Here is a 13,499-nt window from a genome sequence, read left to right as displayed (position 1 = left end):
CCCGCGTGTCAACGCAGCTGCAGGCCGGCCTCGTTCAGGGCCGGCGCAAGCACAGTGTGATGGCCGGGGCACTCGCCACCGCTTTCCTCACCGGCATATCCCTGGTCGGCTCCCAGTCCCCCGCGTTCGCCGACGACGGTCAGCCGGCGAAGGTCGCCGACGGCACCTACCAGTCCGACCAGGACGTCATCGCCGCGATGACCAAGACGGATCCGGTCAACCCCTCGGAATCCTCCATGGGTTACCCGGCCGGGGTCGACAAGGACAAGAACGGCAACGTCAAGACCTTCACCCTGGCGGACGTACAGAGCAAGTACGCTCCCGAACAGGCCGTCAAGGACGCCCAGGCGGCAGCGACGCAGTACGCGGCCGACACCAACCACTCCGCGCCGCTGCGGGAAAGCGCCAAGCACCTGGTCGACGGATGGGCCGATACGACCAAGCCCAACGGCACCGACGTCCGCCAGAACACCAAGGACAACGCACTGACCGGCGGGCAGAGCGCCGAGCAGTACTGCAACATGACCAACAAGGACCCGAAGAGCCCGTTCTACGGCCAGGCGGCGCCCTGCATGTTCGTCGGGAAGGTCGACGAGAAGTACCCGCAGCGGGGGGCCAGCGACGGCCTCACAGGCGAGGGCAAACTCACCTACAAGGTCACGGCGTCCGTCGCCGACGAGAGCAGCACGACCGAAGGCTGGCAGGTGGGCGGCAAGATCACGCCCTCGATCAGCGGCGATGGCGCATCGGTCGGCGGCGAGGCCAGCTTCACCTACAGCTACAGCTCCACGTCCACCACCAAGGTGCAGAACACCCGGGAAACGGGCGTCGAGATCAACGTGCCGCAGGGCAAGAAGGGCTACCTGGAAGGCCGGGCCAACGGGGCCACCTACACCGGCTACATCGTCGTCCGCGACCTCGACACCGGCACCAACCAGGAACACCTCGTAGCCATTCCCGCACGGGTCTTCATCCAGGCGCCCGGCAGCAGCAGCTCGGTCACCTGGGTCAAGCGGCTCACCGCCGCGTAACGGGTCACGGGCCCCGCATTCCGGTAGCGAGAGCGAAGTTTGGGCCCATGCGGGCCACAAACGTAAACTCCGCACCATTTTTCTCGCGGGCCTCTACGCAGTGATGTCGCGGACACGCCAAGATCTCCTCCGGCGTCGGGCCACCCCGCATACCCGGCGCAGGGAGGAGTGGGCATGTTGCCCCAACGGCACCGATGGCACCCCCCGCACCGACGGCGGTTCATCACCTGCACCGTCGTGGCCGCCGCGTTCGGCCTGGCCGCCGGCCAGGCGTTCGCGGCGTCCGGTGACACCAGACCCCGGCCCTGGAACGCGCGTCACCAAGCCGACGTGGGCCGCCAGCACACGAAGGCGGTGCACCACCACGGCGAAAGATCCGCCGTCCTCGCCCCCGGAAGCGGGGACGGCGGCTCCGACGAGGCGGAGAACTCCGCAGAAGCCACTGCCCAGTTCACCGAGGCGCGGACGGCTCCAGGCGTGGTGGCGCCTGGAGCCTACGGGGCGGCGTGGCAGCAGCTCCAGTCGATGCGGCACGCGGGAGGTGCCTGGGGGCACGTCACCAAGAAGGCGTACGACGCCGACGACCCGCGCTACCGCGATGTGAACTCCAACTCCAGCGGCGGTTTCGGGAAGGTGACCGGCCGGATCACCGGGATCGCCGCCGACGACCAGGGGTATGTGTACGCGGGCGGCGCCAACGGCGGCGTCTTCCGGTCGAAGACCGGCGGCGGGCTCTGGGAGCCGATCGCCGACAAGCTGCCGTCCCTGTCGACGGGCACCCTCGCCCTGGACGGCAAGCAGCGCCTCTGGTACGCCACCGGCGAGTCCAATACCGGGGCAACGTCCTTCGTGGGTACGGGAGTCTACGTCCTGGGCGACCCGCGGCACGGGCAGTTCCGGCCCGGCGGCCGCGTGGGCGGCACCGAGCTGGAGAGCACCGTCATCCATGCGCTGCGGTTCGCTGGCACCAAGGTGTGGGCGGCGACCAGCCGTGGCGTGTGGTCGCACTCCACAACTACCCTGTCCGGGCCGTGGAAGCTGGAGTTCGCCCCCAACCCCGACTATCTGCCGGGCGGTTCGAAGGCGGACGACCCGAGTGCGCCGTACAAGAACATCGCCAATGACCTCGCCGTCGACCCCAGGGACCCGTCCAAGGTCCTGCTCGCGGTCGGCTGGCGCGGTGGCGACACGTACAACGGGCTGTATGCCAAGCAGGACGACGGCGGCTGGAAGCCGGTCAGCGGGCTCGGTGACCTGCCGACCGGCAGTGCCGACGTCGGCAACATGACGTTCGCCGCCGCTGCCGACGGCTCGCGGCTCTACGCCATCGACCAGTCCCCGGCACAGACCGCCGCCAACCCGGACAGCGGCCTCAAGGGCGTGTACGTGTCGAAGAACGGCTCGCCGTTCGGGCCGTGGACGCAGATCGCCGACTACGCCAAGCTCAAGGCATCGGGATCCGCGCTCCAGAGCGCCGGCTATCTGCCCGGCATCCAGTCCTGGTACAACCAGTTCCTCCAGGTCGACCCGGCCAACGCCGACCACGTCTACCTCGGTCTGGAAGAGGTCTTCGAGACCAGGAACGGCGGCGCCAGCTGGACCACGCCGGGCCCGTACTGGAACTTCCCCTTCCCCTGCTGGAGCATCGACCCGGCCAAGCAGACCGGCGACTGCTCACAGACCACCCACTCCGACCAGCACGCGGTCGCGATCGGCAGCCACCACGGCAGGACCTGGGCATACGTCGGCAACGACGGCGGCATCTACCGCCGCCCGCTCAACGGCGCAGTCGACTCCGGCGGCCACGCCAAGGACTGGCAGTCCCTCAACGACGGCACCCTCGACACCCTGCAGTACTACTCGGTGGGCGTCGGCAAAGACCTCACCTACGGCGGCGTCTCGGTGACCGGCGGCCTCCAGGACAACGGCCAGTCCATCCTGCGCGGACGGGACAGGGTCATGGGCTCCGACTTCGGCGGCGACGGCGCCGACACCATCGCCGACCCCGCCAACGGCTGCAACATCGCCGCGGAGTACGTCTACCTCGACATGTGGGTCACCCAGAACTGCGGTGTCAACAACGGCTCGTGGGCCACGGACCCGTCCAAGGCCACCGAGTACGAGGTCGCCCCGCCGGACAAGGACCTGGGCGGCGCCGGCGCCCGCTTCATCGCCCCGATCACCGCCGACGCCAAGGACACCCACACCTGGATCGCCGGCGGCCGGCATGTGTGGGTGCAGAACAAGGGCTTCGCGATCCGCTCCCGCACGGAGTGGAAGAACGCCTACGACCTCGGCGACGGCCATGTGGCCACCACCGTCGCGTCCTCGGGCGGCACCGTGTACGTCGGCTGGTGCGGGCCCTGCGACAGCAAGGGCTTCACCCGGGGCATCGCCGTCGGCAACGCCGACGGCACCGGCTGGCACCAGCTCGGCCTCCCGGCCGACGGCACCCTCCCCAACCGCTACATCTCCGGCTTCGAGGTCGACCCGGCCAACGCCCGGCATGTGTACGTGGCCGTCAACGGCTTCTCCCGCAAGTGGACCGAAGGCCCCGGCGCGGGCGTCGGCCACCTCTTCGAGTCCACCAACGGCGGCACCGACTGGACGGACATCTCCGCGAACCTGCCCGATGTCCCCGCCAACACCGTCAAACTGCTCCCGAACGGCGGCCTCGCCCTCGGCACCGACCTGGCCACCTTCTACCGGCCCGCCGGCGCCACCCAGTGGCAGGTACTGGGACACAACCTCCCCACCGCAGCCGTGCTGCAACTGCGCCTGGGCCCGGACGACAGGCTCTATGCCGCCACCCACGGGCGCGGCATATGGTCCTTCGACGTACGGCGCCTCAAGGCCACCCCTAACCCCGACTGACCGCGAAGCATCCTGGTCCTACGGCGGCCGGTGCGTACCCCACCCGCGGGGGCGCACCGGCCGTCCGCCTCCGCCGACACGAGGCCGCCCGATGCCCGGGCGCTTCGTGAGCTGACTTCGTGCGCTGAGCGAAGAGACCGACCGGCCAGGACCTAGGCGGCCTGTCCCTGCCGGGGGCGGAGTTCAGGCCGTCCGAACAGCAAGGCGTAGCCCTCGGGCAGCTGGTCGAGGATCTGGTCCAGCAGAGCGGGCTCGGTCAGCTGGGCGAGGACGGAGAAGACCGTCCCGGTGTTCCAGCGGGCGACCGCCGGCGTGGTGCCGGTCCGCAGCGCGAGGTCCTTGATGAAGCCCCACCCCGTCAGCCGCTCGGCGGCGGGGGCCTGGCCGGTGAACTCCAGCGCGGCCTCCAACGGCAACCGGGCGGCAAGCGCGACCCGTTCGTCGCCGGTGAGCTGGCGGCCGAGCGCGGCGAGAACCTGAAGGGTGACCTCCTGGGCCCGTTCCCGGGTGGGGTAGGCGCCTTCGTACCGGACCTTCGCCAGCAAGGCGTCGAAGGTCATCGCGACATCGGGACGGTCCGGGTACCGCTGGTCGCTGTACCGCTGGTCGATCATGACGGGTGGCATGCCTTTCGTGTCGATACGGGCCCGGCCGGCCCCGCTCACGCCGGGTGGCAGGGGCCGGCGGGCCGGATGGGCAGAAGCTCCGGCGGTGGTGTGCGGATCAGATCGGCGGGGTCAGATCGGCTGGGGGTGACCGAACAGCAGGTCGTAGCCGACCGGCAGCTGAAGCAGCAGCCGCCGGGTGAGGTCTTCGCCGGCGGCCTCGGCCACCGTGCTGAGGACCGCGCCGACGTCCCACTTGGCGGTCTCCTCGGTGGCCCCCTCGATCCAGGCCGCGGTGGCCCGGACGAAGCGCTCGGGGGTCAGCGGTTCGGCCGCGGGCAGCGGGTTGAGCAGGATCAGGGCGAAGGTCTCGGGCAGCCGGGCGGCAAGTGCGGACCGCTCCTCGCCGACCACGTGCGCGCCGAGCAGGGCGAGCACGACCCGGGCGGCGCGTTCGGCCTCGTGCCGGGTGTCGTACTCGCCGCGTTCCCGGACACGCTCCAAGAACTCCTCCCATCGGACGGCCACCATGGCCACCCCTCCTAACGGGAGACGGTGGACGGGAGGCGGGATGCCGGGAAGCGCTCCCGGTGCCGGAATGCGCTCCCGCCTCCCTCGCTGCTGCGGGCCGGAGCGGGTCAGCCGCTGATCTGCTTGGGCTGCGCCGATCCGCCGATGGTGATCTTGCGGGGCTTGGCGCGCTCCGCGATCGGGATGCGCAGGGTCAGCACCCCTGCTTCGTAGGTGGCCTCGATGCGCTCGGCGTCAAGGGTGTCGGCGAGCATCAGCTGGCGGGAGAAGACCCCCAGCGGCCGCTCGGACAGCTCCATCTGGACGTTCTCGCCCTTGGCCGTCGGCCGGCGCTCGGCCTTGACGGTCAGCATGTTCCGTTCAAGATCGATGTCGATGGCGTCGGCGTCCACGCCGGGAATGTCCAGCGTGATCACATAGACGTCGCCCTCGCGGTAGGCGTCCATCGGCATCGTCGACGGCCGTGACCAGGTACCGGACGTGCCCAGGAGCTGCTGGGAGAGCCGGTCGAGCTCGCGGAACGGGTCAGTGCGCATCAACATCGCGAAACACCTCCAGTGAGACGGGCAGAAACTGCTGCCAATGCGCTGCACCTGCTCCCGTTGTAGCATGTCATCGAAACGATGACAAACAATATGTCGTCCGAACGACGACGAAAGGAGGGAATCCCCACGTGACCGCAGCAGACGAGCAGCCCCAGGACCTCCCCCCGGTGCCCTTCCTCACCGCGGAGGCAGCCCTGCGCGCCATCGACGAGGCGGTACGCGCCGCCCGCAACGCCCCCGACGGCGAGCCCCGCGCCGGCGATCCGCCCAAGCCCGAGCAGGCACTGGCCGCGCTGCTCCTGCTGCGCGAGGTGCGCCACCAACTCGCCGACTGGGAACCCGGCCTGGTCGAAGCGGCCCGCGCGGCCGGCGCGAGCTGGGCCGACCTGGCCGCACCTCTGGGCGTGGCCAGCCGCCAGGCAGCCGAACGCCGCTACCTCCGGCTCCGCCCCGGCGCCGCCGACACCACCGGCGAGCAGCGCGTCAAGGCCACCCGCGACCGCCGCGCCGCCGACCGTGCGGTCATCGGCTGGGCCCGGGACAACGCCGGCGAACTCCGCCGGCTCGCCGGCCAGATCGCCGCCCTGTCCGACCTCCCGGCCACCGCCCGCCCGCCCGTCCGCCGCCTCACCCTCGCCCTCGCCGACGACGACGCCGCCCTGCTCCTCGCCCCGCTCACCGACACCGAACCACACCTACGTGGCAGCCACCCCACCCTGGCCGCCCACATCGACCGCCTCACCCACCACACCGACCAACTCCGCCACCGCAGCAACACCGCCCGCCGCGCGCAGACCTGACGAACCGATGAGCGCCTCTGGCGGCCGCCGCTCCGTCCGGGGCACTCGTCGACCTGGCGCTGATTCCCGAACACCGCTGTGATCACGGCTCGTTGTATCGCGGTCTCAACGCTGACTGCCCTGGGCAGGCGCTTGGCCGGCCCGGCGCGGGACGTCCTCGGTAAAGCGGAGCGCGTCCGCCCGCGGCCCCAGGAGTCGCTTTCCCGGTGGTACTGGACGATTCAGCGGCGAACCGCAAGTTTTGCTGCCCTGTTCGGGTGATGGGCCGTTACTACGCCCGACGCGGAGGAATGCCTCTTATCGAATCCGCTCCGCCTCGGGGGCGCCCTCCACGCGACTTCACGCATGTGAAAGGCGCGCACGTCGACGCTGCCCGCGAACGAGAAGAAAGAAGGGGCCTGCCATGCGGCGCCATTTCCGCATCCTGACCGTCTCCGCCGCGCTTACCTTGCTCGCCTTCGGCTTTGTCGCCCCAGCCCACGCCGGGGATTCAGGCGGTAGCGGTAAAGCGCCCAAGATCAAGGCTGTTCTCACCAACGTTCCCGTCGTTGGTCACCTTCTTGACGGGCTCAACGACTGAGCAGCCCAAAGAGGTTGAGGAGATCGCCTCCGGGTGCGACAGATTGCGACACCAAGCCGATCACTGCCTGATCGGCCTCTTCCAATCAATCGGAGAAGAAATGCGTAAGCTTCAGAAGGCTGCCGTCGTGGTGGCTGTCCTTGGCAGCGTCTCCCTTCTTGGGGCCGGCACGTCCTACGCCGGCGGCAAGGGTGGGAGCCAGTTCGACATCAGACAGGGCAGCCAGTGCCGGTCGCACGACTTGAACGTCAACGTGCTCGGCGAGGTCGGGATCATCGACGGAGCACTGGGCAACCTGCTCGGCGGCGAAGGGTCCACGGGCGCCCAAAGCACCCCGATGGGCTCGAGAATGGGCTGCGACAACAGCTTCGGCGGTGGCGGCAAGGGCGGCGGCAAGGAGTAAAACGCCGGCTGCGGTATACACGGCTCGCGGAAGGCTCGACGGCCGGCGTGTGGACGCCGGCCGTCGAGCCGCTGAGTCTCTGCGAGCTCGCCGGCGGCGTACTGGACGGCTGCCCCTCGGGAATGCGGCTGCTCACGCGAGAGGAACGCCCGCATCCTGGGGCCCAGTTGCGTCGCGCGCATGGGTCCGCCCGGGACGTACCCCGGACCGGACCCATGCGGTCGTTGCTGTGGTCAGTACTGGATGGTGTGGTTGTAGAGGATGCTCCGGGCCTTGGGTCCGCTGTCCAGGCCGTAGTCGGGCCGGTCGTTGACGTACTCGCGGAGGCTGGACTGCCAGGTCCTGGTCATCATGGTGTTGCTCTTCGTCCAGTTGCCGTCGATCTGGGACCACAGGTCGAGCAGTGCGGTGGCGACGCGGGCCTCGCAGGCGTCGCCCTGGTCGATTCCGGTCGTGGTGCGGTCGTTGGCGAGGTTCATGGAGCTGCCGTTGCCCCAGTAGTACGTGGTGTCGTTGAAGGTGTGGAACGCCACCGCGTTGGCGAAGCCCTCGGTCCAGCCGCAGCTGGTGGAGGAGGTGCGGTTGACGTAGTGGGGCGAGCAGTTGGTCACGTGGGGCCACCAGCCCTTGTAGAGCTTGCCCATGAGGGCATGGCCCGACTCGTGGATGGTGGTGTGTTCGGAGTCGGGGTCGTTGTCCGCGAGGTGGATCTTGTCGTCGCCGGTGCTCCAGTAGGTGCCGTCGGTGGAGCCGGGGTACCACTGGACGGTGATCGGGGTGCAGTGACCGTCCTGCTGGCTGCCGGCCCAGCAGTTGGTGGTGGAACCGCGGTTCCACCAGAGCTTGTTGAGGGTGTCGAAGGCGTGCCAGGCGCGGCTCTGCCCGTCATTGGCGTAGACGTTGCCCAGGTTTTTGCTGCCGGAGACGTTGTCCTGTGAGTAGGTGGCGGTGGCGTAGAGGCTGCCGTTGCCGTCGACCACCGACCACATGGCGCCGGCCTGGGTCTTGAACTCCACCCAGACCTTGGACGTGACGGAGGTGGTGGGGGTGTAGCAGAGGTTGAACCTGCCGTCGTTGTTGCCGGTCATTCCCGTGGCGAGCTTCTGCGTACCGCTGTTGGCGGTGGGCCGGCCCCACAGGGTGACGTTGGCGTTGTGGACCGGCTCGTCACGGTTGGCCTTGCCGTTCCAGTTTCCGCCCTCGGCGGACTGGAAGCGGTTGCGGTAGGTGCCGCTGATGCAGACCTGGGAGGAGGCCCTGGCGGAAGCGGTGGCGCGCGGGGCGGCCGAGCCTGCGGCGGCCGAGGCCGAGGCCGAAGCGCGAGCAGGGGCAGGGGCGGCCTTGGGGGTGACCGGCCGTTCCTTGTGGGCGTCGGGCGCGGGACGGTGGACCGGGGCCGGGCGGGCCTTGGTGACCGAGACGCCTTTGGCCGTGGAACCCTCGGACGTGCCGACGGTGAGTTCCACCGAGTCGTGCGCGGCGCGACGCGGGTCGGGGCGGTCGGTGTCGCTGATGTCGGCCTGGATCTGGGCCGGTCCGGCGGCGACGGCCTTGACCTGGACCTTGACGGTGCGGTTGCCGGGGGTGAGGGCGAGCGTCCGGCTGGTGCGCTGGCCGAAGGTGTCTGTCGTGGGGGCGGTGAGGCCGGAGTCCGCACCGGATATCCGGAGCGCGGGCGGCAGTTGGAGGGACAGGCCGGCGTGCTTGACGTCGGTCTGCGCCGTGATGTCCACGGTGAGGGTGGCCTGTTCGCCGACGGCGGGCAGGTGGTCGAGGGAGGCGGTGATGCCGAGGCAGCCGAGCGGGGCCTCGGAGTCCTTTGCCGCGGGGCGGATCGTACAGGTGCCGGTCTGGTTCGGGGCGCCGGCCTGTGGGGAGGTGCCGGCGAACGCGGACGGTACGACGACGGCGGCCAGGCAGGCGCCTGCGCCGGCCATCGCGAACAGACCGACGGATTTCGGAACCCGTCTCCGGGACCGTATTCGGGACATGGGCATGCCTTCCTACGGCGTGCCCGACCGACTTCGGTGCACGCCGACAGAGCGTGAGGGGGGTAAGGCACCGGCCCTGGGCGCTATAGCCAGCAATCATTGGCCATAGCAGCACCGTGGGTGACGGTGGCCGGAACCATATACCTCAGGGCTTGCGCATGTCACTGCTTCGGAGAAGAGCGCGACCGGACAAGAGCACGAGCCGCACGACGCACGCGCCTGGCGAACGCCTCGCTGTGGGGCTCCCCTTGGCGTCAGCCGACGTGCGGAGAACTCCTGTGTGTCGATGTCAGTCGATGTCAGAGGTGCGGCGATCTGCCGTTGAGGCGTGGTCTATGGGCCTAATGGCCTTCGGCAGTGTCTGCGGGCCGTTGCGTCTCAGCTGCGTCTCAGCGTCGTTTCCGCGATGCGTTTTTGACGCTCTGTCTGTCGCAAGCTGCGGTGTCTCAGGGGGCATTGGCGTGCCCGGGTGCGGTGTCGGCTGGAGCATCCATGTCGCAGGCAGTCCCCACCCCGTCAGTCGCGTTCGTATCGCCGTGGGAAGCTTCCCGCCCGTCGGCGGTCGGCTTGCGTGGCCGGCTGGTCCGCGCTGATGGGTGTGCTTCGCGTCGGCGCCCCTCACCGGAGAACGTCCTGCGCGGTCCAGGCAGCACCGCTCGCGCACCAGGCGGGCTTGATGGGCCGAGCAGGATTTGTATCCGGTGAGTATCAGGGAGCGCTTGATCGTGCATCGAATCGGCGCGGGGGCACGCGACGAAGGGGGCCTACAGGGGGTTGGAGTGCCGTGGTCCTGCCGTGGTCCGGCCAGCTGCCCGGGCCGGCGTTACCGGTCTGACCTGGTGATTCGCGGTGGGAAGAGGCCGTGGAGGAAGGCGCTGCGTGCCGCCTGTGCGACACGGCCGCCGAGCCCGCTGTCTGCCGTATCGTTCCTACAGTAATCAGGTCGCCGCAGTAATCAGGTCGCCGGCTGTGCGTGCAGCCGGGATCGATACCGCGTCCAGTCCGTCCGAACAGGAGATTCCGCCCGTGTCCTCGTCTGCCCCGGCCGGGGCCTCCTCGCGCCCTGTTCGCGTGTTGCTGGTGGAAGACGACGAGCTGATGCGCCGGTCCTTCACCGTCGCCCTGGAGCGCTACGGCTACGCGATGAAGGCCGCGGCCGACGGCCTTACGGGGCTTGAGCTCTTTCGGGACGAGGACTTCGACCTGCTGATTCTGGACGTGATGCTGCCCGGTCTGGACGGGATCGGCCTCTGCCGCAGAGTCCGGGAGTCCAGCTTGGTGCCTGTTTTGATGATGTCCGCCCGAGGGGACGGACTCGATGTCGTCGCCGGACTGGAGGCCGGAGCGGACGACTACGTGGTCAAGCCCGTGGAGACCTCCGTGCTCGTGGCGCGCATCCGCTCGCTGCTGCGGCGGGCAGCCTACGCGCCCGCCCCGGGCCTGGGCGCCGAGCAGCCCGTGGGCGAGGAGCCGACGCGCTCCGAGGGGGCGACGCTGGTCTTCGGGGACCTGACCATCGACACCGGCGGCCTGGAGGTCTTTGTCTCCGGAAGCCCGGTGGCGTTGACCCCGACCGAGCTGAAGCTGCTCCTGGAGTTCGCCGCCCACCCGGGCGTCGTGCTGGAGCGCCACACGCTGCTGCGCGATGTCTGGGACTACGGCTGGGACGGCGACAGCCGGGTCGTGGACCTGTGTGTGCAGCGGCTGCGCAGGAAGCTGGGCCGGGACCGGATCGAGACGGTCCGCGGCTTCGGCTACAAGTTCAGGCGCTGAGGCCGGTGCGCCCGTTCCGCCGACCGATGCGTCCGTTCCGCCGGCTGTGGCTGGGCCTCGGGTCCCTGCGGTGGAAGATCGCGGCGCTGGCCGCGGTCACCGCCTGCCTGGTCATGGCCGTGGTGGGGGTGCTGGTGCATCTGTGGACCGCGCGCGACATCCGCTTCCGGGCCGAAATGCAGGTCTTCAACGCGGTCTACTCGGCCATGGACGTCTACCGGCGTACCGGAACGCTGACGGACGGTGCCGAGCTGGATCCGGCCGACCTGCCCGCCGCCCTGCGGGACCCGGCCGACAGCAAGCGGCACACGTCCTACGACGGGCGCGTCCACGCGGACGCCAACGTGGGGCCGACCATGTGGGCCGCCCAGCGGACCGGCGGCCCGGGCAGCCCGGTCCTCGCCGTCCGGGTCAACATGAGCACTGACTTCCACAACCTGCGCCAACTCGATGTGACCATGGCGGTGGCCTCACTGGTCACGCTCGCGGCGGCCACGCCCCTGGCCGTCTACGCGTCCGGGCTGCTCGCCCGCAGACTGCGACGGGTCTCCGAGACCGCGGGCCGGATCTCCGCCGGGGACCTCGACGCACGGACCGGGCCCACCAAGGGCCGCGACGAGGTGGCCGACATCGCCGCCACCGTCGACCTCATGGCCGACAGCCTCGGCCAACGGCTGCGCACCGAGCGCCAGTTCACCGCGGACGTGGCCCATGAACTGCGCACCCCCGTCGGCGGTCTGCTGGCCGCCGTCGACCTGCTGCCGCCCGGTGAGACGGAGGATCTGCTGCGGGCCCGCGTACGCGATCTGCGCAGCCTGGTCGAGGACCTGTTGGAGATCTCCCGGCTGGACGCGGGCGCCGAACAACCGATCCGCGCCCATGTGCCGCTCGGCGCGGTCGTCTCCGAGGCCGTGGCGCGCACCGGCTTCGACACCGAGGTCACCGTTGCCGAGGCGGAAGCCGCGCAGGCCGTGCAGGCCGGGCAGACCGTGGAGACCGACCCGCGACGCCTGGAGCGGATCGTCAGCAACCTCGTCGTCAACGCGCACCGGCACGGAGAGGCCCCGGTGCGGGTCACCGTCGAGGGCCGGACGGTCGTCGTACGCGACCATGGTCCCGGCTTCCCGGCGGACCTGCTGCTGCATGGCCCGCGCCGCTTCCACACGGGTGCGGCGGAGCGCGGCTCGGGCCACGGCCTGGGCCTGACCATCGCCCTGGGGCAGGCCCGGCTGCTCGGCGCCGAACTGCGCCTGGACAACGCCCCGGACGGCGGGGCCGTCGCCACCCTGCGCCTGCCGGCCTGACCGCCGCGGCACCCACTCCCCCGCCCCCTGCTTCCCCGCCGCCCTGCCACGAACCTGCAGAACCACTCCGGACCTACAGAACCACTCCGGGCTACAGAACCGCACGGGCCTACAGAACTGCTACGAAGCGGCGCAGACGCCGATACACAGCGGCTCAGGCCCCGATACGTTCCCCGGACACCCTTCGAAGTGCACCTTTCCGCACCCGAAGAGGAGTCCCTGTGACCGCCGACCCCCTTGCCTCACTCACGCAGCGCACAATGCCCGGGATCGCGGCCGCCGCCACCGGCCTGACGAAGGTCTACGGCAGCGGCGACACCCAGGTCGTAGCCCTCGACCAGGTCAGCATCGACTTCCGCGAGGGCGAGTTCACCGCGATCATGGGCCCCTCCGGCTGCGGCAAGTCCACCCTGATGCACTGCGCCGCCGGACTCGACACCCCCACCTCCGGCAGCGTCCGCATCGGCACCACCGAACTGAGCACGCTGGGCGACCGGCAGCTCACCCAGCTGCGCCGCGACCGGATCGGCTTCATCTTCCAGGCGTTCAACCTGTTGCCGACGCTGACCGCGCAGGAGAACATCACGCTGCCGCTGGCCCTCGCCGGACGCCGGCCCGACCAGCAGTGGCTGGACCGCGTGGTCTCCATGGTCGGCCTCTCCCAGCGCTTGGGCCACCGCCCCGCCCAGCTGTCCGGCGGACAGCAGCAGCGCGTCGCGGTCGCCCGTGCCCTGGCCGCACGTCCCGCGATCATCTTCGGCGACGAGCCCACCGGCAACCTCGACTCCCGCACCGGGGGCGAGATCCTCGGCTTCCTGCGCGACTCGGTACGCGAGCTGGGCCAGACCGTGGTGATGGTCACCCACGACCCCGTCGCCGCCGGCTTCGCCGACCGTGTGGTCTTCCTCTCCGACGGCCGCCTGGTCGACGAGATGGCGCACCCCACCCCGGACCGGGTCCTCGACGTCATGAAGACCTTCGACACGAAGAGCGTCGGCACGGAGAACGTCGACGCCCGCTCGCGCACCAGCTGACCCACACCCGCGCCACTTCTCCCCCGTC

Annotated in this window: 12 protein-coding genes; 8 read left to right on the top strand and 4 right to left on the bottom strand. The window is 70.1% G+C overall.

Annotated elements, in window-relative coordinates; all coding sequences use genetic code 11:
- The first annotated feature begins 5 nt into the window (after positions 1-5).
- Both ACRAS8_RS34330 and ACRAS8_RS34325 read left to right on the top strand, forming a co-directional pair.
- Positions 6-1,031, top strand: coding sequence for a hypothetical protein (locus ACRAS8_RS34330; protein WP_438489938.1), 1,026 nt, complete (start codon positions 6-8; stop codon positions 1,029-1,031).
- A 174-nt stretch (positions 1,032-1,205) separates the two neighbouring features.
- Positions 1,206-3,905: a glycosyl hydrolase gene (locus ACRAS8_RS34325; protein WP_438489937.1), complete on the top strand. Its 2,700-nt coding sequence runs from the start codon at positions 1,206-1,208 to the stop codon at positions 3,903-3,905.
- A 152-nt stretch (positions 3,906-4,057) separates the two neighbouring features.
- Here ACRAS8_RS34325 and ACRAS8_RS34320 read toward each other — a convergent pair whose 3' ends face one another.
- From ACRAS8_RS34320 to ACRAS8_RS34310, 3 genes are all read right to left on the bottom strand, one after another.
- Positions 4,058-4,465 (bottom strand): DUF2267 domain-containing protein, encoded by a 408-nt coding sequence (locus ACRAS8_RS34320; RefSeq protein WP_438490678.1) that lies wholly within the window; start codon positions 4,463-4,465, stop codon positions 4,058-4,060.
- Between the two features lie 177 nt (positions 4,466-4,642).
- Complete coding sequence (locus ACRAS8_RS34315) at positions 4,643-5,038, bottom strand: DUF2267 domain-containing protein (protein WP_438490677.1); 396 nt, start codon at positions 5,036-5,038, stop codon at positions 4,643-4,645.
- Between the two features lie 110 nt (positions 5,039-5,148).
- Positions 5,149-5,583, bottom strand: coding sequence for an Hsp20/alpha crystallin family protein (locus tag ACRAS8_RS34310; protein ID WP_438489936.1), 435 nt, complete (start codon positions 5,581-5,583; stop codon positions 5,149-5,151).
- A gap of 131 nt (positions 5,584-5,714) precedes the next feature.
- Here ACRAS8_RS34310 and ACRAS8_RS34305 point away from each other — a divergent pair, with 131 nt between their 5' ends.
- The 3 genes from ACRAS8_RS34305 (at position 5,715) to ACRAS8_RS34295 (ending at position 7,369) form a co-directional block, all read left to right on the top strand.
- On the top strand, positions 5,715-6,386 hold the full coding sequence (locus ACRAS8_RS34305; RefSeq protein WP_438489935.1) for a type III effector protein: 672 nt from the start codon (positions 5,715-5,717) through the stop codon (positions 6,384-6,386).
- A gap of 403 nt (positions 6,387-6,789) precedes the next feature.
- The gene (locus ACRAS8_RS34300; protein WP_438489934.1) at positions 6,790-6,966 is read left to right on the top strand and encodes a hypothetical protein; all 177 of its coding nucleotides are present in this window, start codon (positions 6,790-6,792) and stop codon (positions 6,964-6,966) included.
- A 100-nt stretch (positions 6,967-7,066) separates the two neighbouring features.
- Positions 7,067-7,369: a hypothetical protein gene (locus ACRAS8_RS34295; protein ID WP_438489933.1), complete on the top strand. Its 303-nt coding sequence runs from the start codon at positions 7,067-7,069 to the stop codon at positions 7,367-7,369.
- Between the two features lie 233 nt (positions 7,370-7,602).
- Here ACRAS8_RS34295 and ACRAS8_RS34290 read toward each other — a convergent pair whose 3' ends face one another.
- Positions 7,603-9,306: a mycolysin gene (locus tag ACRAS8_RS34290; protein WP_438489932.1), complete on the bottom strand. Its 1,704-nt coding sequence runs from the start codon at positions 9,304-9,306 to the stop codon at positions 7,603-7,605.
- Positions 9,307-10,431: 1,125 nt separating this feature from the next.
- Here ACRAS8_RS34290 and cseB point away from each other — a divergent pair.
- From cseB to ACRAS8_RS34275, 3 genes are all read left to right on the top strand, one after another.
- A complete protein-coding gene (gene cseB, locus ACRAS8_RS34285; protein WP_438489931.1) occupies positions 10,432-11,133 on the top strand; it encodes a two-component system response regulator CseB in 702 nt (233 codons plus the stop codon).
- Positions 11,134-11,159: 26 nt separating this feature from the next.
- Entirely contained in the window at positions 11,160-12,437 is a 1,278-nt protein-coding gene (locus ACRAS8_RS34280) for a sensor histidine kinase (protein ID WP_438489930.1), read from the top strand.
- Between the two features lie 260 nt (positions 12,438-12,697).
- Positions 12,698-13,471, top strand: coding sequence for an ABC transporter ATP-binding protein (locus ACRAS8_RS34275; protein ID WP_438489929.1), 774 nt, complete (start codon positions 12,698-12,700; stop codon positions 13,469-13,471).
- Positions 13,472-13,499 lie beyond the last annotated feature (28 nt).

Origin of the sequence: Streptomyces sp. S186 (genome assembly GCF_051603415.1) — a bacterium.
Lineage (GTDB): Bacteria > Actinomycetota > Actinomycetes > Streptomycetales > Streptomycetaceae > Streptomyces.
Note: the sequence above shows the minus strand (reverse complement) of the source record. Positions and strands in the feature narration are given on the sequence as shown.